Origin of the sequence: Sphingobium nicotianae (assembly GCF_018603885.1) — a bacterium.
GTDB classification, from domain to species: domain Bacteria; phylum Pseudomonadota; class Alphaproteobacteria; order Sphingomonadales; family Sphingomonadaceae; genus Sphingobium; species Sphingobium nicotianae.
Window position 1 is genome coordinate 184786 of the sequence record NZ_JAHGAW010000008.1, and the last position, 18750, is coordinate 203535.

23 protein-coding genes are annotated in these 18750 nt (G+C 66.4%); 15 read left to right on the top strand and 8 right to left on the bottom strand.

Going from position 1 to position 18750, the window contains the following annotated elements:
• Window positions 1–13: 13 nt before the first annotated feature.
• Complete coding sequence (locus KK488_RS13450) at window positions 14–1078, bottom strand: Rieske 2Fe-2S domain-containing protein (RefSeq protein WP_214624195.1); 1065 nt, start codon at window positions 1076–1078, stop codon at window positions 14–16.
• Window positions 1079–1156: 78 nt separating this feature from the next.
• Here KK488_RS13450 and KK488_RS13455 point away from each other — a divergent pair, with 78 nt between their 5' ends.
• On the top strand, window positions 1157–1702 hold the full coding sequence (locus KK488_RS13455) for a TetR family transcriptional regulator (protein WP_214624196.1): 546 nt from the start codon (window positions 1157–1159) through the stop codon (window positions 1700–1702).
• Window positions 1703–1840: 138 nt separating this feature from the next.
• Here the strand turns inward: KK488_RS13455 and KK488_RS13460 are convergent, their stop codons facing one another.
• The 3 genes from KK488_RS13460 to KK488_RS13470 form a co-directional block, all read right to left on the bottom strand.
• Window positions 1841–2560 (bottom strand): 2-phosphosulfolactate phosphatase, encoded by a 720-nt coding sequence (locus tag KK488_RS13460; protein ID WP_214624197.1) that lies wholly within the window; start codon window positions 2558–2560, stop codon window positions 1841–1843.
• A 503-nt stretch (window positions 2561–3063) separates the two neighbouring features.
• On the bottom strand, window positions 3064–3189 hold the full coding sequence (gene ykgO, locus KK488_RS13465; protein WP_008069451.1) for a type B 50S ribosomal protein L36: 126 nt from the start codon (window positions 3187–3189) through the stop codon (window positions 3064–3066).
• A 112-nt stretch (window positions 3190–3301) separates the two neighbouring features.
• Complete coding sequence (locus tag KK488_RS13470) at window positions 3302–3685, bottom strand: GFA family protein (protein WP_214624198.1); 384 nt, start codon at window positions 3683–3685, stop codon at window positions 3302–3304.
• A gap of 273 nt (window positions 3686–3958) precedes the next feature.
• Between KK488_RS13470 and KK488_RS13475 the strand changes: the two genes are divergently transcribed.
• Both KK488_RS13475 and KK488_RS13480 read left to right on the top strand, forming a co-directional pair.
• Complete coding sequence (locus KK488_RS13475) at window positions 3959–4552, top strand: DUF4136 domain-containing protein (RefSeq protein ID WP_214624199.1); 594 nt, start codon at window positions 3959–3961, stop codon at window positions 4550–4552.
• Window positions 4549–5706 (top strand): M14 family metallopeptidase, encoded by a 1158-nt coding sequence (locus KK488_RS13480; protein WP_214624200.1) that lies wholly within the window; start codon window positions 4549–4551, stop codon window positions 5704–5706. The genes KK488_RS13475 and KK488_RS13480 overlap by 4 nt, the downstream gene beginning before the upstream one ends.
• 18 nt (window positions 5707–5724) lie before the next feature.
• Here KK488_RS13480 and KK488_RS13485 read toward each other — a convergent pair whose 3' ends face one another.
• Window positions 5725–6435 (bottom strand): dienelactone hydrolase family protein, encoded by a 711-nt coding sequence (locus KK488_RS13485; protein ID WP_214624201.1) that lies wholly within the window; start codon window positions 6433–6435, stop codon window positions 5725–5727.
• 134 nt (window positions 6436–6569) lie between these two features.
• On the opposite strand from KK488_RS13485, the gene gpmA reads away from it, so the two are divergent.
• Window positions 6570–7256, top strand: coding sequence for a 2,3-diphosphoglycerate-dependent phosphoglycerate mutase (gene gpmA / locus KK488_RS13490; protein ID WP_214624202.1), 687 nt, complete (start codon window positions 6570–6572; stop codon window positions 7254–7256).
• A gap of 91 nt (window positions 7257–7347) precedes the next feature.
• Here the strand turns inward: gpmA and KK488_RS13495 are convergent, their stop codons facing one another.
• Both KK488_RS13495 and KK488_RS13500 read right to left on the bottom strand, forming a co-directional pair.
• Window positions 7348–7626 carry a GNAT family N-acetyltransferase gene (locus tag KK488_RS13495; protein WP_214624203.1) on the bottom strand — a complete coding sequence of 93 codons (279 nt, stop codon included), beginning with the start codon at window positions 7624–7626 and terminating at the stop codon, window positions 7348–7350.
• A complete protein-coding gene (locus tag KK488_RS13500) occupies window positions 7627–8247 on the bottom strand; it encodes a GGDEF domain-containing protein (RefSeq protein WP_214624204.1) in 621 nt (206 codons plus the stop codon).
• A gap of 196 nt (window positions 8248–8443) precedes the next feature.
• Here KK488_RS13500 and purE point away from each other — a divergent pair, with 196 nt between their 5' ends.
• The 7 genes from purE to KK488_RS13535 all read left to right on the top strand — a co-directional run bounded on the left by purE (window position 8444) and on the right by KK488_RS13535 (window position 13521).
• Window positions 8444–8953, top strand: a complete 510-nt coding sequence (gene purE, locus KK488_RS13505) for a 5-(carboxyamino)imidazole ribonucleotide mutase (protein ID WP_250890401.1) — start codon at window positions 8444–8446, stop codon at window positions 8951–8953.
• A 137-nt stretch (window positions 8954–9090) separates the two neighbouring features.
• The gene (locus KK488_RS13510) at window positions 9091–10179 is read left to right on the top strand and encodes a 5-(carboxyamino)imidazole ribonucleotide synthase (protein ID WP_214624205.1); all 1089 of its coding nucleotides are present in this window, start codon (window positions 9091–9093) and stop codon (window positions 10177–10179) included.
• Window positions 10176–10670 (top strand): dihydrofolate reductase, encoded by a 495-nt coding sequence (locus KK488_RS13515; RefSeq protein WP_214624206.1) that lies wholly within the window; start codon window positions 10176–10178, stop codon window positions 10668–10670. The genes KK488_RS13510 and KK488_RS13515 overlap by 4 nt, the downstream gene beginning before the upstream one ends.
• Window positions 10671–10681: 11 nt before the next feature.
• Window positions 10682–11176, top strand: coding sequence for a dihydrofolate reductase (locus KK488_RS13520; protein WP_214624207.1), 495 nt, complete (start codon window positions 10682–10684; stop codon window positions 11174–11176).
• A gap of 105 nt (window positions 11177–11281) precedes the next feature.
• Window positions 11282–12208 carry a bifunctional riboflavin kinase/FAD synthetase gene (locus tag KK488_RS13525; RefSeq protein ID WP_214624208.1) on the top strand — a complete coding sequence of 309 codons (927 nt, stop codon included), beginning with the start codon at window positions 11282–11284 and terminating at the stop codon, window positions 12206–12208.
• 146 nt (window positions 12209–12354) lie between these two features.
• Complete coding sequence (locus tag KK488_RS13530; protein ID WP_214624209.1) at window positions 12355–12918, top strand: GNAT family N-acetyltransferase; 564 nt, start codon at window positions 12355–12357, stop codon at window positions 12916–12918.
• A gap of 195 nt (window positions 12919–13113) precedes the next feature.
• Window positions 13114–13521: a polyketide cyclase gene (locus tag KK488_RS13535; protein WP_214624210.1), complete on the top strand. Its 408-nt coding sequence runs from the start codon at window positions 13114–13116 to the stop codon at window positions 13519–13521.
• 22 nt (window positions 13522–13543) lie between these two features.
• Here KK488_RS13535 and KK488_RS13540 read toward each other — a convergent pair whose 3' ends face one another.
• Complete coding sequence (locus tag KK488_RS13540; RefSeq protein WP_214624211.1) at window positions 13544–13813, bottom strand: hypothetical protein; 270 nt, start codon at window positions 13811–13813, stop codon at window positions 13544–13546.
• Window positions 13814–14090: 277 nt separating this feature from the next.
• Between KK488_RS13540 and ileS the strand changes: the two genes are divergently transcribed.
• From ileS to KK488_RS13560, 4 genes are all read left to right on the top strand, one after another.
• Entirely contained in the window at window positions 14091–17045 is a 2955-nt protein-coding gene (ileS, locus tag KK488_RS13545; RefSeq protein WP_214624212.1) for an isoleucine--tRNA ligase, read from the top strand.
• A gap of 187 nt (window positions 17046–17232) precedes the next feature.
• A complete protein-coding gene (gene lspA, locus KK488_RS13550) occupies window positions 17233–17748 on the top strand; it encodes a signal peptidase II (protein WP_214624213.1) in 516 nt (171 codons plus the stop codon).
• Window positions 17749–18168 (top strand): DUF3035 domain-containing protein, encoded by a 420-nt coding sequence (locus KK488_RS13555; RefSeq protein WP_214624214.1) that lies wholly within the window; start codon window positions 17749–17751, stop codon window positions 18166–18168.
• An 89-nt stretch (window positions 18169–18257) separates the two neighbouring features.
• Complete coding sequence (locus KK488_RS13560) at window positions 18258–18731, top strand: pyridoxamine 5'-phosphate oxidase family protein (RefSeq protein WP_214624215.1); 474 nt, start codon at window positions 18258–18260, stop codon at window positions 18729–18731.
• Window positions 18732–18750 lie beyond the last annotated feature (19 nt).

Genomic DNA, 18750 nt, shown 5'->3' on the forward strand with positions numbered 1-18750 from the left:
ACGAAGCCTGCACTCAGGCGGTCGCGGCGTCCAGCCCCTCCCGCTCCAACGTTTCACGATCCATCATCGCCTGGAGAATTCGCCGCCCCTGCACGGCCGTCACGTCGCTCTTCAGCATCAGCTCGGGCGGCAGCTCGTCCATCGTCTGGATGATCTTTTCGATCGCCTCGGTGGCGAAGCTGTCCTCGTCCAGCACCGGCTTCAGCGTGATCTTGGCCCGGTCGAGCCGCTCCTGCGTGGTGGCGCTCATCGCGAAGAAATAGTTGCAGGTCATGCGCGTCGCCGGGGTCACGGCATGCCACACGCGGCTGGTGTTGATGATCTGCCCGGCCTGCGGATGGCTGCGCGGATAGCGCTGTTCGCCGATCCCCGAATGGAAGCCGGGAAAGAAGAAATCCATGCCCGAGATGCGATCGATCGGCCCGCGATAGTCGGTATTCTCCATGTGCAGCGGCGGCTGCGGCGTGTCGAGCATCGTGCGGCGGCTGGAGAGGCGCCGCTCGTTAAGGTCGCGCACTTCGGGCGTGGCGGCATCGTCCGGCGTGCCGATCGAGGTGCCATGCAGATAGCCCAGGTGCGTCAGGTCCAGCAGATTGTCGTTGAGCAGCTGGTAGCGCCCCTTCACATGCATGGCGTAGAAGGCGTTCGGGATCATGCCGGGCAGCGTATAGCCGATCTCGTCCAGCGTCGGGATCAGCGCTTCGTCCGCCCTGGCCGGGTCACCCGGCCAGATCCAGGCCCACAGACCACGCTCGACGAGCGGATAGCGCTTGATCGAATAGACGCCGGGAATGGTCGTCTGGCTCGGCACGAAGGTGCATTTGCCCGCCGCATCGAAAGTGATGCCATGATAGCCGCACTGGATCGTGTCGCCGATCCGCTTGCTCTCGCCGAACGGAAAATGCCGATGCGGGCAGCGCCCCTCCAGCGCCACCGCCGTCCCGTCCGCGGTGCGATACATCACCACCGGCTGATTGAGGATCCAGCGGCTGAGCAAAGCCTCGCCGATCTCCTCGGCGAAGGCCGCGACATACCAGCCGTTGCGGGGCGCATAGCTGCCCGGGGTGAAGGGATACATGCCTCTCTCCGACTCTAATCGAACAATGTTCGTTTAGAGGGTAATGCTTTTCCGCGCCATTGCTGTCAAGGCAGCCCCATGTCCTTTGCAAAGCTGGATCGAGACCAGATCGTGCGTGAAGCCGTCGCGCTCCTGCGGGAGGAAGGGCTCGGCGCGGTCAGCCTGCGCAAGGTCGCGGCGCGGCTCGGCGTCAGCGTGTCCTCGCTCTATTGGCACGTGGCGGACAAGGACATGCTCCTTGGCCTCATGTCCGCCTCCATCTTTCGCGCCTGCCTGGATGCTGTGCGGCCGGCGCCGAGCTGGCAGCGCTGGCTGCATGATTTCGGCCTGGCGCTATGGGACGCGCAGATTGCCATCCCCGAGGCGCGCCAACTCATCGTCATCGCTCGCCCGCAGGAAGGGCTGGCGGAGGAGTCGCTCACCTTCATCCTGCAATCGCTCGGCGCGCTGGGCCTGCCGCGCGATCAGGCGATCGTCGCCCAGCGCTCGGTGCAGGCGCTGGTGACCGGCTGGACGACCCTGCGCTCGGCCCGGCCGGATGCCGTCGGTGCCGATCGCGGCAGTTTCGTGGTGGCGCTCGACGTGCTGATCGGCGGCTGGGAGGCGCGCATCGGACAGTCGTGATGTAGGATGGAATCGCCCGCGTCCTGTTGAATGGAAACCCATCCGTTCGTGTCGAGCGAAGTCGAGACACGCTCAGCGCTGTGCCAACGTGTCTCGACTTCGCTCGACACGAACGGCCGGGTCGGCCGACGTCCACCCCTACTGCCGATAGGCCCCGTCGACCAGCAGTGGCGCGCCGTCGCTCACGTCGAGGTCGATCGCCATTTCGACATCGCCCTCATAGCCGCCCTCGATCAGCTCGCGGCCGGACATGGAAGTGCGGATGAGATGGGCGAAGTCGGCCCGTGCGGCCTCGAAGGAGATGCGCGCCAGCTCGGCTTCCGGCGCGCAGGGCAGGCCGAGCGCCGAGATGATCGCCCCCGCGCCCAGCCAGTCCTCGATCGCCGGGCGCAGGCTGTCGTCCTGCGGCCAGCGCTCGCCGGCCGGAATGACGGCGATGTCGCGCCCGCCGGCAAAGGCGCGCACCGAATCGGCCAGCGCCGTCGCGTTGCGCAGGCACCCGGCGAACACCGGCGTGTCGCCGCAGGCCAGGGTCAGCGTCGATCCGTTGGGGGAGGGGAGCATGATCCGCGCGGCCGGCGCAGCCCCGGCGAGGCTGGCGGGCGAGAGGCTGTATTGCCCGCCCGCCGCAACCTTCCGGGGTAGAGCGAGCACCGCGCCCACGGCGCGGGCAGCTTCTTCCGCCCGCGCCGCGCCGTCCGCGCTGCGGTCGTAAGCATGGGGATAGATCAGCGCGCCGCGCGCCGTGGCCACGTCCACCGCCGTCGTGAAGGAGAGCACGTCGACGATCACGATGACGCCCGCCCGGTCGCGCAGCAGCTCGACGCCCTTGAGGCCCCATTCACAGCGGACGGTCATCTTCCGGTTTCCTTCCGCATCGTCGACGCGCCGACATGCGACAAGTTGATACAAATTTTGCGTTTCGCGACAAAGTCTCGCGACAAGTCGGGGCTATACCCCATTTCAGCGCTTCTCCCACGGCGCTGAAGAAAACGGCGTTTCTCCCACGACGCCAATGAGTGAAGTCTCCCACTGATCCCACTCCGGCCCTCCCCGCTCCCACCGGGGAGGGCCAAGTGATTCGGGACTACACAAACCCTCTCCCGCTTGCGGGAGAGGGAGGGAGTGCCGAAGGCACGGAAGGGTGAGGGTCTTCTGGAGGTTGCCGAAAGTAAGACCCTCATCCAACCGCACCTAATTCGCTTCGCTCAAAAAGGCTGCGTATCCTTCTCCCGCTTGGGGGAAGGGTTGGCGGCGGCTCGATCGTCATGAAACAAACGCCAAAACGCCCGGTCAGAGGCTGACCGGGCGTCGATTGTCTCGTCAAGCGGACCGAGGCGATCCGCTTCCGGCGCGGAAGCTCAGCCCTGGCGGGCCTTGAAGCGGCGCTGGGTCTTGTTGATCACATAGGTGCGCCCGCGACGACGGATCACGCGGTTGTCCCGGTGGCGGTCCTTGAGCGACTTGAGCGAGTTACGGATCTTCATGATCGGGCTTCCGAATGATTCTGCAGGGCTGAAAACGAAGCCGCGCCTCTATGGGGGCATCGGCGCAAAGTCAAGGCACGCGGGGCGGAAAAAGCGGAAGCGGGGCGCCCGCTCAGGGCAACCGGCTCCCGAACACGCGCCGGATCGGGATCGTGTCTAGGTCGACACCCTCCAGGCAGCGCACATTGACCGCCCACCCCTCGAAGCGCGGCAGGCCCGCCGCTTCCTCGGTTGGGGTCAGCCCGCGCGGACGGCGAAACGGCTGGATGCCGCAGACCGGGCAGAAATAGTCGCGGGCCGTCTGCGTGTGGAACGTGTAGAGACTCAGATGCTCGATCGGCGTCAGCAGGCGCAGATCCTTCTCCGCCACGCGATGGTTGAGCGCGCCGCGCTGCCGGCAGATTGAGCAGTCGCAGGCGCGCACATGATCGAGATCGGCCGTCACCTCGAACCGCGTCCGGCCGCAGTGACACGCGCCCTGATAGGTCTGCCTCATGCGAAATCCCCCCTGTCCTACATCGCGCATAGCGAGTCATGCTGTCCCCGATCAGACCTGAGCCGTTCGGGCGACTCGGGCGGCGGAGTTTTTACAATTGCGCCACCCCGTGAACTTCGTGATTTTCGACCGAAAATGACGCGCAAATCGGATGCTGCCATGCCACAGTCGCCCGACAATGTTGATCGCCGCCCGCTAAGGGTGCACTCCTGTCCGGTCACGAAATTGCGCCGCGATCGTTGTGGGATCGGCGGCAGAGAGGATGGACGGGCAATGACGCGCTTCAGACATATCATGGCTTCGGCGCTGCCGGCGCTCCTGCTGACGGGCTGCGCCACCGCGCTGGCACCGGTCGACGTGACGCGCTTCCATGGCGATGCGGTCGCGCGGCAGGGGCGGGTGCTGCTCGTGCCGGGCGATGCGGCCGACGCCGGCAGCCTGGAGTTCCGCACCACCGCCAATGCCGTCGGCGCGGCATTGACGCGCACCGGCTTCTCCGTCGTCGACGGCGGCGCCGCCGATTTCGAGGCGGTGATCGACACGACGCGCGACACGCTCGCGCCCGCCGAGCAGCGGCGCTCGCCGGTCAGCGTCGGGGTCGGCGGATCGACCGGCAGCTACGGCAGCGGTCTGGGCCTTGGCATCGGCATCAATCTCTCCGGCAAGCCCAAGCCGGTGGTGGCGACACGCCTGCGCGTCCAGCTCCGCCGGGTCAGCGACAGGACCGCCATCTGGGAAGGCCGCGCCGAGACGCAGGCGAAGCAGGGCACGCCCGCCGCGCAGCCGGGTCTGGCCGCGGGCAAGCTCGCCGACGCGCTGTTCAGGGACTATCCTGGTCCCTCGGGTCAGACTATCACGGTGAAATGACCGACCAGACCAGGAGCGCGGCCGCCGCGCTGAGCATCACCAGCGTCTTCGACAGCGGCAATATCGTCGTCGAGGGCATCGACGGAACCACCGCCACCCTCTCGATCCGCAAGGACAATGAGAGCGACTTCTTCCAGTGGTTCCATTTCCGCGCCGCCGCCCCGGCCGGCACGGCGCTGACCCTGCGCATCACCGGCCTCGCGGCCTCCGCCTATCCGGACGGCTGGGCCGATTATGGCGCCTGCGTCTCGGAGGATCGCGAGACGTGGCGCCGCGCCACTTCCAGCTACGACGTGAACGAGGCTGGCGGCACGCTGACGGTGCGCTACACCTTGGAGAGCGACGCCGCCTGGTTCGCCTATTTCGCGCCTTACTCGCTGGAACGGCATCACGATCTGGTTGCACAGGCCGGTGCCTGCGACGGCGTGACCCTGCGCCAGCTCGGCTTCAGCCTCGATGGCCGGCCGATCGACTGCCTCGAGCTGGGCACCGGCGCCAAACCCATCTGGTTCATCGCCCGCCAGCATCCCGGCGAGTCCATGGCCGAGTGGTGGATGGAAGGCGCGCTGGACATGCTGACCGACCCCGGCAATGTCCACGCCCGCAAGCTGCTCGCCGCCTGCAGGATCTACATCGTTCCGAACATGAACCCCGATGGTTCGACGCGGGGACACCTTCGCACCAATGCGGCAGGCGTCAATCTCAACCGCGAGTGGCATGCGCCAAGCGCCGAGCGCTCGCCCGAAGTGCTGTGCGTGCGCGACCGGATGGACGAGACCGGTGTCGCCTTCGCCATGGACGTGCATGGTGACGAGGCGATCCCGGCCGTCTTCCTCGCCGGTTTCGAGGGCATCCCGTCGATCAAGGACGCGCAGCTCGCTTCGTTCCGCAAGTATCGCGACACGCTGGCGGTCCGCACGCCCGATTTCCAGACCCGCCTCGGCTATCCCGAGGCGCGGCCCGGCAAGGCCAATCTCTCCATGGCCACCGCCCAGCTCGCCGAGCGCTACGGCGCCGTCGCGATGACGCTGGAAATGCCGTTCAAGGACAATGTCGACATGCCCGATCCCGCCCAGGGCTGGAGCCCCGAGCGCTCGATGCAGCTCGCCCGCGACTGCCTGGCGACGTTGGCGGAGATGGTGGAGGAGATTTGAAGAGGCGCTTGAGAAGGCTCAGCCGAACACTTCCTCAAAGAAATCCGTCATCGCCTTCCAGCTCCGCCGGTTGGTGTCGGGCTGGAAGCCGAAGGCCGGGCTCGGCGGGGTGTCGTCGGCAGTGAAGGCATGGCCGGTGCGGCTGTAGCTGATGAACTGCCAGTCGGCATCTGCCTCGGTCAGTTCCTTGCAGAGCGCGACCTTCGCGTCTGGCGGACAGAGGCTGTCGTTCCAGCCGTCGCAGATCAGCAGCTTGGCGGTGATCGCGGCGTTGGGGAAGGGCGGTGCGTCGTACACGCCGTGGAAGCTCACGCCGCCCTTGATGTCCGCCCCGGCACGGGCGAGGTCGAGCACGCACTTGCCCCCGGCGCAAAAGCCGATCGCGCCCAGCTGCGCGCCGTCCACTCCGGGCTGCTTCCTGAGTTCCGCCATAGCGTCGAGCAGCCGTTCCTTCACAAGCGCCCTGTCGTCCATGAAATCGTGCAGCAGCTTCCCGGCCTCTTCCATGGATGCCGCGCGCTTGTCCTGCCCATAATAGTCGACGACCAGCACCTTGTAGCCGAGCGCGGCGAGCGTCTCGGCCTTGGCATAGTCCCATTCCTTGACGCCCCAGAAATTGGGGAAGAGCAGGATACCCGGCTGGGTGCCGGCGTCCGCGTCGCTCACGAACATGGATTCGAACGGGCCGCCGGGACCCTCATGGATGTGCACTGTCCGCTCGATTGCCATGCTGCTTCTCCTTCACGTTCGCCTGTCTATGCGCCTGCGGGCGGTTTCATGACGGATTGTGATGGCCCGGACAAGTTGCACCGCCGTGAAATCGCGCTATCAGGCCCCCAATATCGACAGACTGGAGCCCTGCCATGCCGACCCTCGTCCTCATCCGCCACGGCCAGTCCGCCTGGAACCTGGAGAATCGCTTCACCGGCTGGTGGGACGTGGACGTGACCGAGAAGGGCGCTGCGGAGGCCAAGGCGGCCGGCGAGCTGATGGCTGCCAAGGGTCTCGACTTCGATCAGTGCTTCGCCTCGGTCCAGCTGCGCGCGATCAAGACGCTCAACATCGCGCTGGAGGCGATGGGCCGCCTGTGGCTGCCGGTCGAGAAGGACTGGCGCCTCAACGAGCGCCACTATGGCGGCCTGACCGGCCTCGATAAAGCGGAGACGGCGGCCAAACATGGTGCCGACCAGGTGCTGATCTGGCGCCGCAGCTTCGACATCCCGCCGCCGCCGCTGGCGCCGGGCGGCGAGTATGACCTCTCGAAAGATCGCCGCTATGCCGGCATCGCGATCCCCAATACCGAGAGCCTCAAGGACACGATCGCCCGCGTCCTGCCTTATTGGGAAAGCCGCATCGCGCCGGAGCTGCGGGCTGGCAAGCGCGTGCTGATCTCGGCCCACGGCAACTCGCTGCGCGCGCTGGTCAAGCATCTCTCGGGCATTCCGGACGACGAGATCACCAGCCTCGAAATCCCGACCGGCCAGCCGATCGTCTATGAGCTGGATGACGAGTTGAAGGCGGTGGATCGCTATTATCTCTCGGAGCGGTGAGGGGGCGGCGGCCTCCATCCGAGGAAAGACAGGTACTCGCCGCTTCTAAAGAAGTTTCGCGTCTCGACACTGCACAACGCACCGGCGAACCCTATTGCGCAACCAGATCCCGCTCCTCGGGGTGCCGCTGCAGATAGGCCACGATGTAGCTGCACTGCGGCACGATCTTGAGCCCACGGGCGCGGATATCGGCAAGCATGCCCTTGACCAGCTGCCCGGCAAGGCCGCGACCCTGCAGCGCCGGGGGCGTTTCGGTATGGACGATCAGCAGCTTGTCGCCCTGCGGCCGATAGTCGGCGAAGACGAGGCCGCCGTCGACCTCCAGCTCGTAGCGATGCAGCGCTTCATTGTGGCGTATGTTTCCCGACATTCAGGCGCCTCCGTAGCCGTTTCCGATGCGCCGCTTGGCGGAATACATGGCCATGTCGGCGCGGGCGATCGCGGAGAAGTCGCTGTCGCCGGGGCGCAGCGCGGTGCAGCCGAACGAGGCGGAGAGCATGAGGACATCCTCGCCGAACCGGCATTCCGAGGCCGCGATGGCGGCGGCGAGCTGGCTCGCCTTGTCGCGGGCCCCATCCTCGGTCACGCCATCGAGCAACAGCGCGAACTCGTCTCCGCCGACACGCGCGGCGATGTCCGTGCTGCGCACCGAGGCGGCCAGCAGGCGCGAGATATGCAGCAGCGCATAGTCGCCGGCGCTGTGGCCGTAATTGTCGTTGATCAGCTTCATGCCGTTGACGTCGACGAAGACCAGGGCGGCGAGGGTGCCGTATCGTTCCAGGCGGCTGAGGCGATCGGCGAGGCACGAGATGAAATGGCGGCGATTGAACAGCGGCGTGAGCGTGTCGCGCACCACCAGCCGCTCGAGCTCCTCATTGGCGAGTTGCAGCAGCCGCAGCTCTCTGCGGAGCGCGAAAACCTCTTGTTCCAGTGCCGGGAGGTCGCCGCCGTTTGAGTCGCGCGCGACGTCCCGGGTAGTGGCTCGTGCCAAGCTCTACCTCCCTTGCGCGACCAAGATGTGAACCCGTTTTACGAAGTATAGTTTCATGTTTTGATTTTTGCAGCCCCAAAAGAGCGACCGGTCCCGAAGCTGGACCGTTTTGATCGGTTGTGCCGCCTGCCCCTGATCTCTATTGGCGAGCGAATTAACGAAAGGTTTCCAGCCGACATGTCCAGGCGCATTAGGCATGGATTTAGGCGATAAGGTCGGGGCGGGTAAGATGGTGAAAATAGGCGTGATCATGGGCTCGCAATCCGATTGGGAGACCATGCGCCATACGTCCGACACGCTCAAAACGCTCGATGTGCCGCATGAATGCCGTATCGTCTCGGCGCACCGCACGCCCGACCGGATGGCTGACTATGCCAAAAACGCGGCAGGACGTGGGCTGGAGATCATCATCGCGGCCGCCGGCGGCGCGGCGCACCTGCCGGGCATGACCGCCGCCATGACGCGCCTGCCTGTGCTCGGCGTGCCGATCCAGTCCGCCGCGCTCTCGGGCGTCGACAGCCTCTATTCCATCGTCCAGATGCCCGGCGGCATCCCTGTCGGCACGCTTGCGATCGGCAAGCCCGGCGCGATCAACGCCGCCCTGCTGGCGGCCGCCATTCTCGCCAATCACGATCCGGCGCTGGCCCGGCGGCTCGATGCCTGGCGCAAGCGGCAGACCGAGGCGGTGGCGGAGACGCCCGAATGAGGTGCCTCGCACCCTCAGCATCTCGTCATTCCGGCGAACGCGGGAATCCAGTTGCAATGTCGATGACGAGTGCGCCAATGCGGTCTGGATTCCCGCGTCCGCGGGAATGACGGCAGTTTGGTGATCGGGAGCATCCCTTGAAACTCGTCCCTCCCGGTTCGACCATCGGCATCGTCGGCGGCGGCCAGCTCGGCCGCATGCTCGCCATGGCGGGCGCGCAGCTCGGCTATCGCGCGCATATCTTCGCGCCCGAGGAGAGCGGGCCGGCCGCCGATGTCGCGCCGCGCTGGACGCGCGGCGCCTATGGGGACGCCGACGCGCTCGGCCGGTTCGCCGATGCGGTCGACGTCATCACTTACGAGTTCGAGAATGTGCCGAGCGAGGCGGTCGCGCTGCTCGGCCAGCTCGGCCATGTCCAGCCCAATGCGCGCGCCCTCGGCATCGCGCAGGACCGGCTGGCGGAGAAGGGCTTCGTCGCCGGGCTCGGCGGCCGCACCGCACCTTATGCGCCGGTCCCGGATCGCGTTGCGCTGGACGCGGCGATCGCGCAGGTCGGCGCCCCCGCGATCCTCAAGACCATCCGTTTCGGATATGACGGGAAGGGTCAGGCCCGCCTGATGGACACCGCCCCGGCCACGCTCGATCGCGCCTGGGCCGAGATTGGCGGGCAGAGCGCGGTGCTGGAGGGCTTCGTGCGGTTCGATCACGAATTCTCGGTGATTCTCGTGAGGGGCCATGACGGCCAGCTCCGCTTCTGGGATTCGCCGGTCAACGTCCATGCGGACGGCATCCTTGATACCTCGACCGTGCCCGCACCCCCGCCGATCCTCGCGCAGGTGCCGGAGGCGCGTGCCATCGCCGGCAGGATCGCGCAGGCGCTCGATTATGTCGGTGTGCTGGCGCTGGAGTTCTTCTGCGGCGCCGATGGGCCGATCTTCAACGAGATGGCGCCGCGCGTCCACAATAGCGGTCACTGGACGATCGAGGGCGCCGTCACCAGCCAGTTCGAGAATCATGTCCGCGCCATTTGCGGCCTGCCGCTCGGCTCGACCCTGCTGGCCGCGCCCGGCGTCGCGATGGAGAATCTCATCGGCGACCAGGCGCACGACTGGGCGCAGATCCTCGCCGACGAGACCGCGCATCTGCATCTTTACGGCAAGCATGAGGCGCGCCCCGGCCGCAAGATGGGCCATGTGACGCGGCTGCGTCTGGGAGGACAGGCATGAGTGAGAGCAAGCCCGAAATCGTCCTGATGTTCGCCCGCGCCGACAATGGCGTGATCGGCGCGAACAACGATATTCCCTGGTATATCCCTTCGGATCTGCGCCGTTTCAAGGCGATGACGATGGGCACGCCGATGCTGATGGGCCGCAAGACCTTCGAGAGCCTGCCCGGCGTGCTGGCGGACAGGCGTCACATCGTGCTGACGCGCGATCCCGACTGGTCGGCGCCCGGCGCCGAGGTTGTCCACACGATGGAGGAGGCGATCGCCGCGGCGCACGGCCCGGTGCTCTCGGTGATCGGCGGCGCGGAGCTCCACGCCATGTTCGAGCCCATCGCCGACCGGCTGGAATATACCGAGGTCCACATCGCGCCGCCGGGCGACACGACCATCCCCGCGCCGGACCTCACACGCTGGCGCGAGACCGCCCGCGAGGACTTCCCGCCGCTCGGTGACGTGCCGGCCTATAGCTACGTCACCTATCTGCGCGCCTGAAACCCCGTCGCATGGTCGCAGGCCGCCCGGAGATCGTTCTGCTGATTGCCCGCGCCGACAATGGCGTGATCGGCAGCGACGGCGGCATCCCTTGGCGCATTCCCGGCGAGCAGCGTCGCTTCAAGGCGATGACCATGGGTACGCCGATGGTCATGGGCCGCAAGACCTTCGAGAGCTTCCCTCGGCCACTTCCCGGCCGCCGCCATATCGTGCTCACCCGCGACGGGGGATTGGCGCGGGAGGGCGCCGAGGTGGTCCACAGTGTCGAGGACGCGGTCGCCATCGCCGACGCGCCGGTCATCTCCGTGATCGGCGGCGCCGAGCTGTATCGCCTGTTCGAGCCGATCGCCGATCGCATCGAACTGACCCAGGTGCATAGCTATCCGATGGGCGATGCCTTCATTGCCTCACCCGATCCTGCCCGCTGGCGCGAGACTGCCCGCGAGGATTTTCCCACGCTTGGCGACGTGCCGGCCTATAGCTACGTCACCTATCTGCGCGCCTGAGCAATTCGGCCAACCCCGAGATGGTTCGCTGAGTTTCCCGGATGGAAAAGCCTGTGTCTAGCAGGGACTGGCGCAGACCCTCCGCGCTGCCTATAGCCGGGCTGAATGGAACGGATCACCAGCGAGGGGGCGATCCCGGCGCATCTGCGCGGCGGCATCATCGCCCTTGGCAATTTCGACGGCTTTCATCTCGGTCATCAGGCCGTGGTGGCACGCGCCGTCGAGCGGGCGCGGGCGGAAGGGCGTCCCGTCATCGTCGCGACCTTCGATCCGCATCCCGTGCGCCTGTTCCGGCCCGAGACCCCTTTCTTCCGCCTGACCACGCTCGACCAGCGCGAGCGGCTGTTCGGGCAGGCGGGGGCGGACGCGATGCTGGTTTTCCGGTTCAACGAGGCGCTGGCGGCCAAGAGTGCCGAGGAATTCGTCGCCATGCTGACCGGCCCGCTCGGCGCGGCGGGCGTCGTCACCGGCGAGGACTTCACCTTCGGCAAGGGCCGCGGCGGCGACATCCATGTGCTGCGCCATCTCGGCGCGGCGCAGGGCTTCACGGCCGAGGCCGTCGCGCCGGTGCTGGACGAGCATGGCGAGATCGTCTCGTCCAGCCGCATCCGCGACGCGCTGGTGGCGGGCGATTGCGCCACGGCGACCCGCCTGATGACGCGCCCTTTCGCCATTCAGGGCGAGGTGATCGACGGCGACAAGCGTGGCCGCACCATCGGCTTCCCGACCGCCAACATGCTGCTCGGTTCCTATCTGCGGCCGGCTTACGGCATCTATTCGGTGCGCGTGCGCCTGCCCGACGAGCGTGTCTATGCGGGCGCGGCCAATCTCGGCATCCGCCCGACCTTCGATCCGCCTAAGGAACTGCTCGAGACCTTCCTCTTTGATTTTTCCGGCAGCCTCTATGGCCAGACGCTGGACGTCGCCCTGATCGAGCGGCTGCGCGGCGAGGAGAAGTTCGACAGCCTCGACGCGCTGGTCGCGCAGATGGACAAGGACGTCGCCCGGGCGCGGGAGATTTTGGGCGCATGACTGATCTAAGCCCCTCCCTTTCAAGGGAGGGGTAGGGGGTGGGTGTCGCGCAGCGATCATCGCAACGTCGCGTCAAGTCGCCAAGGTTGAAACCCCACCCCAACCCCTCCCCTAAAGGGGAGGGGCTAAAGACAAAATGGAGAGACATGACCCAGCCCCCCACCATCGAGACCCCCCGCCTCATCCTGCGCGCTTTCCGCGCCGACGATGTCGAGACCTTCTGCGCGGAGATGGGCGACGATCGCTTCGCCGCCTTCATCACGCGCGAGGGGCGGGGCCTCAGCTATGCCGAGAGCTGGCAGCGCTTCTGCAATCTCTCGGGCCACTGGACCGCGCGCGGCTTCGGCAATTTCGCGGTGGAGGAGAAGGCGAGCGGCAACTTCGTCGGCCATGTCGGCCCGCTCCAGCCGCCGGGCTGGCCGGATTTCGAGATCGGCTGGGGCATCTTCCCGGCCTTCCAGGGCAGGGGCTATGCGGTCGAGGCGGCCGCGGCCGCATTCCACTGGGCGCATCACATGCTCGGCCGCACGCAGACGCTGCACATGATCGACCCGGCCAACGAGCCGAGCGCTCGTGTCGCCCGCGCGCTGGGCGCGGAGCCGGGCGAGATGTGGACGCCCTTCTGGCCGGAGGCCAAACCGGTGCGGCAATGGAAAACCACCTGGGAGGCGTTCACGGCGACACCGGTCTATGCGCGCCTGACCGCCTAAATCACCCTCTCCCGCTGGCGGGAGAGGGAGGGACCCGCGAAGCGGGAGGGTGAGGGCCTTCTGGACCCTGCCGAAGAAAGACCCTCATCCAACTCCGTCCTGAGGCTGCATATCCTTCTCCCGCTTGCGGGAGAAGGATGGCCACATGCATGTTCGCATTGTAACGGGATCCCCAAAGGCAGATCGGACCCACTCATGTTGCCAGCGCGCACCTTCAGCATCTCCGTCGCCATGCCGTGGCGAGCGCTTTACGAGCAGATCTGGCGGCCGGAGGTCTTCCCCAGATGGGCAGCGGGTCTCGCCGAGAGCGATCTCCACCCGGCCGGCGATCATTGGGAGGCGATCGGCCCGGACGGCCCGATCCGCATCCGCTTCACGCCGCATAACGATTATGGCGTCATGGATCATGTCGTCGACACGGGCGAGGGGGCGCCCGTCCATGTGCCGCTCCGCGTCCTGGAGAATGGGGAAGGCGCGGAAGTTGTCCTCACCCTGTTCCGCCAGCCGGGGATGGACGAGGAGCGCTTCGCCGCCGACATCAAGCTGATCAACCGCGACTTGAAGGCGCTCAAGGCGATGATCGAGCGGCCCGGCCGCGGCTGAGCGCGCGCCCTCCGCTGACGGTTCAGTGCTTGCGCAGGTCGCGTCCGGCATTCTCCAGTGCCGCGCCGGTGGCATTGCTGGCGTTGGTGGCGGCCGCGCTCGCCTTGTTAAGCGCATTCTGCGCCCGGTCGCTGAGCTTGTCGGCAGCGGCGGAAACATTGCTGGCCGCATTGCTCATGTCGTTGGCAATGGCATTTCCGGCATCCTTGGCCTTGTCCTGCGCCTCCTGGCTGCAGGCGGAGAGGCCGGCGACGACCACGGCGAGACCGGCAAACAAGGGAGCGACGCGCATCGGGAATCCTCTCTGCTGTTGGACGGCGACCTGCATAGAGCAGACCAGCGGCAGCCTCAACGACTGCCGCGCGCCTCGGTCCCTTGGCGCCCGTCGCTTGCGCCCGCCCGCCGCCTCGCGTAGGGGCGAACCTCTTTTCCCTCCCCGTTCGCGTTGAGTAGGGACTGAGCCTATCGAAGGCCCGTATCGAAGCGTCAGGCGCTGTCCTTCGATACGCCGCTTCGACGTCGCTCAGCAGCTACTCAGGACGAACGGGCTTTGCTAGATGCCCGCCATCATGACCGACCAGCCCAGCCCCGACACCGCGGACTACAAGTCCACCGTCTTCCTGCCCCAGACCGACTTCCCCATGAAGGCCGGCCTCGCGCAGAAGGAGCCGGCCATTCTCGCGCGCTGGGAAGAGCAGGATCTCTACAAGACCCTGCGCAAGGCCCGCACCGGCGCCCAGCGCTTCATCCTCCACGACGGCCCGCCCTATGCCAATGGCGACATCCATATGGGCCATGCGATGAACAAGGTGCTCAAGGACATCATCGTGCGCAGCCAGTCGCTGCTCGGCAAGGACGCGCCCTATGTGCCCGGCTGGGACTGCCACGGCCTTCCGATCGAATGGAAGATCGAGGAGGAATATCGCAAGCAGAAGAAGAACAAGGACGAGGTGCCGCCCGCCGAGTTCCGCGCCCAGTGCCGCGCCTATGCCGCCAAGTGGGTCGACGTGCAGCGCGAGCAGTTCAAGCGTCTCGGCATCATGGGCGATTGGGAAGACCCGTACCTGACCATGAAGTTCGAGGCCGAGGCCGCGATCGTGAAGGAACTGCTGACCTTCGCCGAGACCGGCCAGCTCTATCGCGGCGCCAAGCCGGTGATGTGGTCCCCGGTCGAGAAGACCGCGCTTGCCGAAGCCGAGGTCGAATATGAGGATGTGACCTCAACCCAGATCGATCTGGCGTTTGAGATCGTCGAGGCGCCGAACGCGCCGGAGCTTCAAGAGGCGATCAGTTCCGGAATCCCGCACTATGCGGTGATCTGGACGACCACACCGTGGACGATCCCGGTCAACCAAGGAATCGCTTACGGTGAAGGGATTGAGTACGTCGTCTCTGAGATCGATGGGCGTCGATTTATCTACGCGCTCAACCTCGAAAAGTCTTTTCTTGAGCGGTTGGGGAAGACTTCGGTCGACAAAGGGCTGGGCCTTCTAGGCGGGTCACTCGCCGGCGCCGTCGCCCGCCACCCGATGCACCATCTCGGCGGCTTCTTCGCCAAGCCGCGCCCATTCATCTCCGCGCCGCACGTCACCACCGACGCCGGCACCGGCCTCGTCCACATGGCGCCCGATCATGGCGAGGAGGATTTCCTCGCCTGCAAGCCGCATGGCATCGATCCGGTCTTCGCGGTCGAGGCGGACGGCGTCTATCGCGCCGACTGGCTCTGGCTGCCGCGCGGTGACGCGCGCTCGAACAGCGTCATCAACCCGAAGTTCAACGCCCCCGATGGCCCGATCTGCTCGGACCTGCGCGAGGTCGGCGCCCTGCTCTCGGCCGGCGCCTTCCAGCACAGCTATCCCCACTCGTGGCGCTCCAAGGCGCGCATCATCTATCGCTGCACCCCACAATGGTTCATCCCGATGGACCAGCCGAGCGACATCTCGACGCCCGAGCCGGTGCATCCGCCCGAGGTGCCGCTGGGCATCGGCCTCACCAGCCTCATCGCCGGCCATGGCAAGGGCAACGGCCCGACTCTGCGCGAGGTGGCGCTGGACGCGATCGAGCGCACCCGCTGGGTGCCCGAGCGCTCGAAGAACCGCATCAACGCCATGGTCTCGGATCGTCCGGACTGGGTGATCAGCCGCCAGCGCGCCTGGGGCGTGCCGATCGCGCTCTATGTGAACCGCCAGAGCGGGCAATATCTCAACGACCCCGCCGTCAATGCCCGCATCATCGCCGCGTTCGAGCAGGGCGGGGCGGACGCCTGGTTCGGCGCCGATCATCAGGCGCTGCTCGGCGACAAATATCGCCTCGAAGACTTCGAGGTGGTCAACGACATTCTCGACGTCTGGTTCGACAGCGGCTCCACCCACAGCTTCGTCGTCGAGGCGCGCTATGGCGCCGGCGTCCGCGCCGATCTCTACATCGAGGGATCTGACCAGCATCGCGGCTGGTTCCAGTCCTCGCTGCTGGAAAGCTGCGGATCGCGCGGCCGCGCGCCCTATGACGCGGTGCTGACCCACGGCTTCGCGCTGGACGGGCAGGGCCGCAAGATGTCCAAGAGCCTCGGCAATGTCGTCGATCCGCTGAAGATCATCGGCGAGAGCGGCGCCGACATCCTGCGCATGTGGGTCGCCTCGACCGACTATTTCGACGACGTCCGCATCGGCAAGGAAGTGCTCGCCGGTTCCTCCGATGCCTATCGCAAATTGCGCAACACCTTCCGCTATCTGCTCGGCGCGCTCGCCGGCTTCTCGCAGGATGATCGCGTGCCCGTCTCGGCCATGCCGGAGCTGGAGCGCTACATGCTCCACAAGCTCGCCGAGCTGGACGCGCAGATGCGCGCTGTCGTCGACAAGGGCGAGGATCGCGAGGACTGGCTGGAGTTCGGCCGCTACACCCGCGCCCTCAATGACTTCGCCAACAATGATCTCTCGGCCTTCTTCTTCGATATCCGCAAGGATTGCCTCTATTGCGAGATCGATCCGGCGACGGGCCGGGAGACCGACAAGCGCCGCGCCTACCGCACCGTGCTCGATCATCTGTTCCACGCGCTGGTGCGCTATGCCGCGCCGATCATCCCATTCACGGCCGAGGAAGTCTGGCAGTCGCGTTACCCGGAGAGCGGCTCGGTGCATCTGCTGGTCTGGCCGGACGTGCACGCCGCCTGGCTCGATCCGTCGCTCGGCCAGCGCTGGGCGGCGATCCGTTCATCGCGCGATCAGGTGAACGAGGCCATTGAGCCCCTGCGGCGGGAGAAGCGTGTGCGATCAAGTCTTGAAGCTGGTGTGCGGATTCAGGTTTTTTCTCCTTACGAGGAGGAGATTTTGCAGTCTGTGGACATGGCTGAAATTGCCATCACCGCTCCGGTTTCGATCTTCAAAGATGGTTATGATACTGCACGGACGATAGAGATTGAAGTATCTCCGACCAGCCATCACAAATGCGGCCGCTGTTGGCGCCACCTGCCCGAGGTGACGCAGGACGGCGCCCTGTGCGATCGCTGCGCCGAGGTGCTGGCATGACGTTATGCAAAAAAAATCCTCCCCGGTACGGGGAGGGGGACCAGCGAAGCTGGTGGAGGGGTTCTACGGCCAGGACTTGCCGTCCGGATGGTGCGCTGCGTTGCGGGGCCCCTCCGTCAGCCCTCCGGGCTGCCACCTCCCCGCGCCGGGGAGGATTTGGCGGATCCGCCTTCCGGAGTGCCCACCCATGAGCGTCCTCGCCATTAATCATCGCCGGCTCGGCGTCGCCACCGCGGGCGTCATCGTGCTGGTCGACCAGCTCCTCAAATTCTTCGTGCTCCACACGCTCCAGCTCGCCAGCCGGGGCAGCGCGGGCATCGAGCTGCTGCCCTTCTTCAATCTCACCTACACCGAGAACAAGGGCGTCTCGATGGGCTTCTTCTATGCCGAGACCAACGTCATGCGCTGGCTGCTGGTCGTCATGACCCTGGTCATCGCCGGCTTCGTCGCCTGGTGGATGTGGCGCGAGAAGGGGCGGGACGATGCCTTCGCGCTCGGCCTCGTGCTCGGCGGCGCCATCGGCAATATCATCGATCGGGTGCGCCTCGGCTTCGTCATCGACTATGCCGATTTCCATATCGGCGGCTGGCGCCCCTTCCTCATCTTCAATCTCGCCGACGCCGCGATCACCATCGGCGTCCTCATCCTGCTTGCGCGGGCGCTGCTGCTGCGCGAAAAGACGGCAGTCAAGGAGTCACGTTAGATGCATCATGTCGTTCGCCTGTCCGTTGCCATTGCCGGCATTTCCATGCTTGCCGGCTGCGGCGCGACCAGCCTGTTCAATCGCGACCGGCCGGACGAGATGGCGGTGTCGCGCCAGCCCCCGCTGGTCATCCCGCCCGATTTCGCGCTGACCCCGCCCGCGCCGGGCACGGCCGCTGCCCAGCAGAACACGCTCCAGCAGAACGCGCTCGAGGCGATGTTCGGCGGCACTGCGCCGCGCAGCCCGGGCGAGACCAGTGCGTTGCGCCAGGCCGGCCGCTCGCTGGCCGAGATCGGCATCCGCTCCTCGGTGGGCGATCCGTCGACCGAAGTGGTCGACAAGGGCGCGACCACGCAGGACATCGTGACCGCGCCGGAGGGCGACGGCCAGTTCGCCCGTGTGGTGGCCTCCGCGCAGTAAGTCCGGCGGGCCACGGCTCGCCGCATTTCCGGACTCCGGCAGAAACCCTTGCGCCGGCCCGCTCGTTGGGCCGGCGAAAGGAATTCGCCATGTCCGACGTCAAGGATGATTTCTGGAACGCGCTCGCCCGCAGCCCCTTCCTCATGGTCAAGCGCAACGACAGCGACGATCATGCCCTGCCGATGACCGCCCAGCTCGATCGCGATCTCGGCCCCGCGCGCGGCGGCGCGATCTGGTTCTTTACGGAACGGAACAATCGCCTCGCCAAAGGCGGCCCGGCCATGGCGCAGTACGTCGCCAAGGGGCACGATCTCTTCGCCTGCATCTCGGGTGTGCTCTACCCGGAACAGGACCCGGCGCTGATCGACCGCTTCTGGTCCCCGACCGTCGCCGCCTGGTATGATGGCGGCCGCGACGATCCGGATCTGCTGATGCTGCGCATGGACCTCATGGACGTCGAGATCTGGGAAGCGGACGTTGGCATCAAGGGCCTGCTCAGGATGGTGACCGGCAGCAAGATCAAGGGCCGCGAAGCCGGCAAGCACGTCCACGAGGCGGTGTGAAGCCACCGAGCCCCTCCTC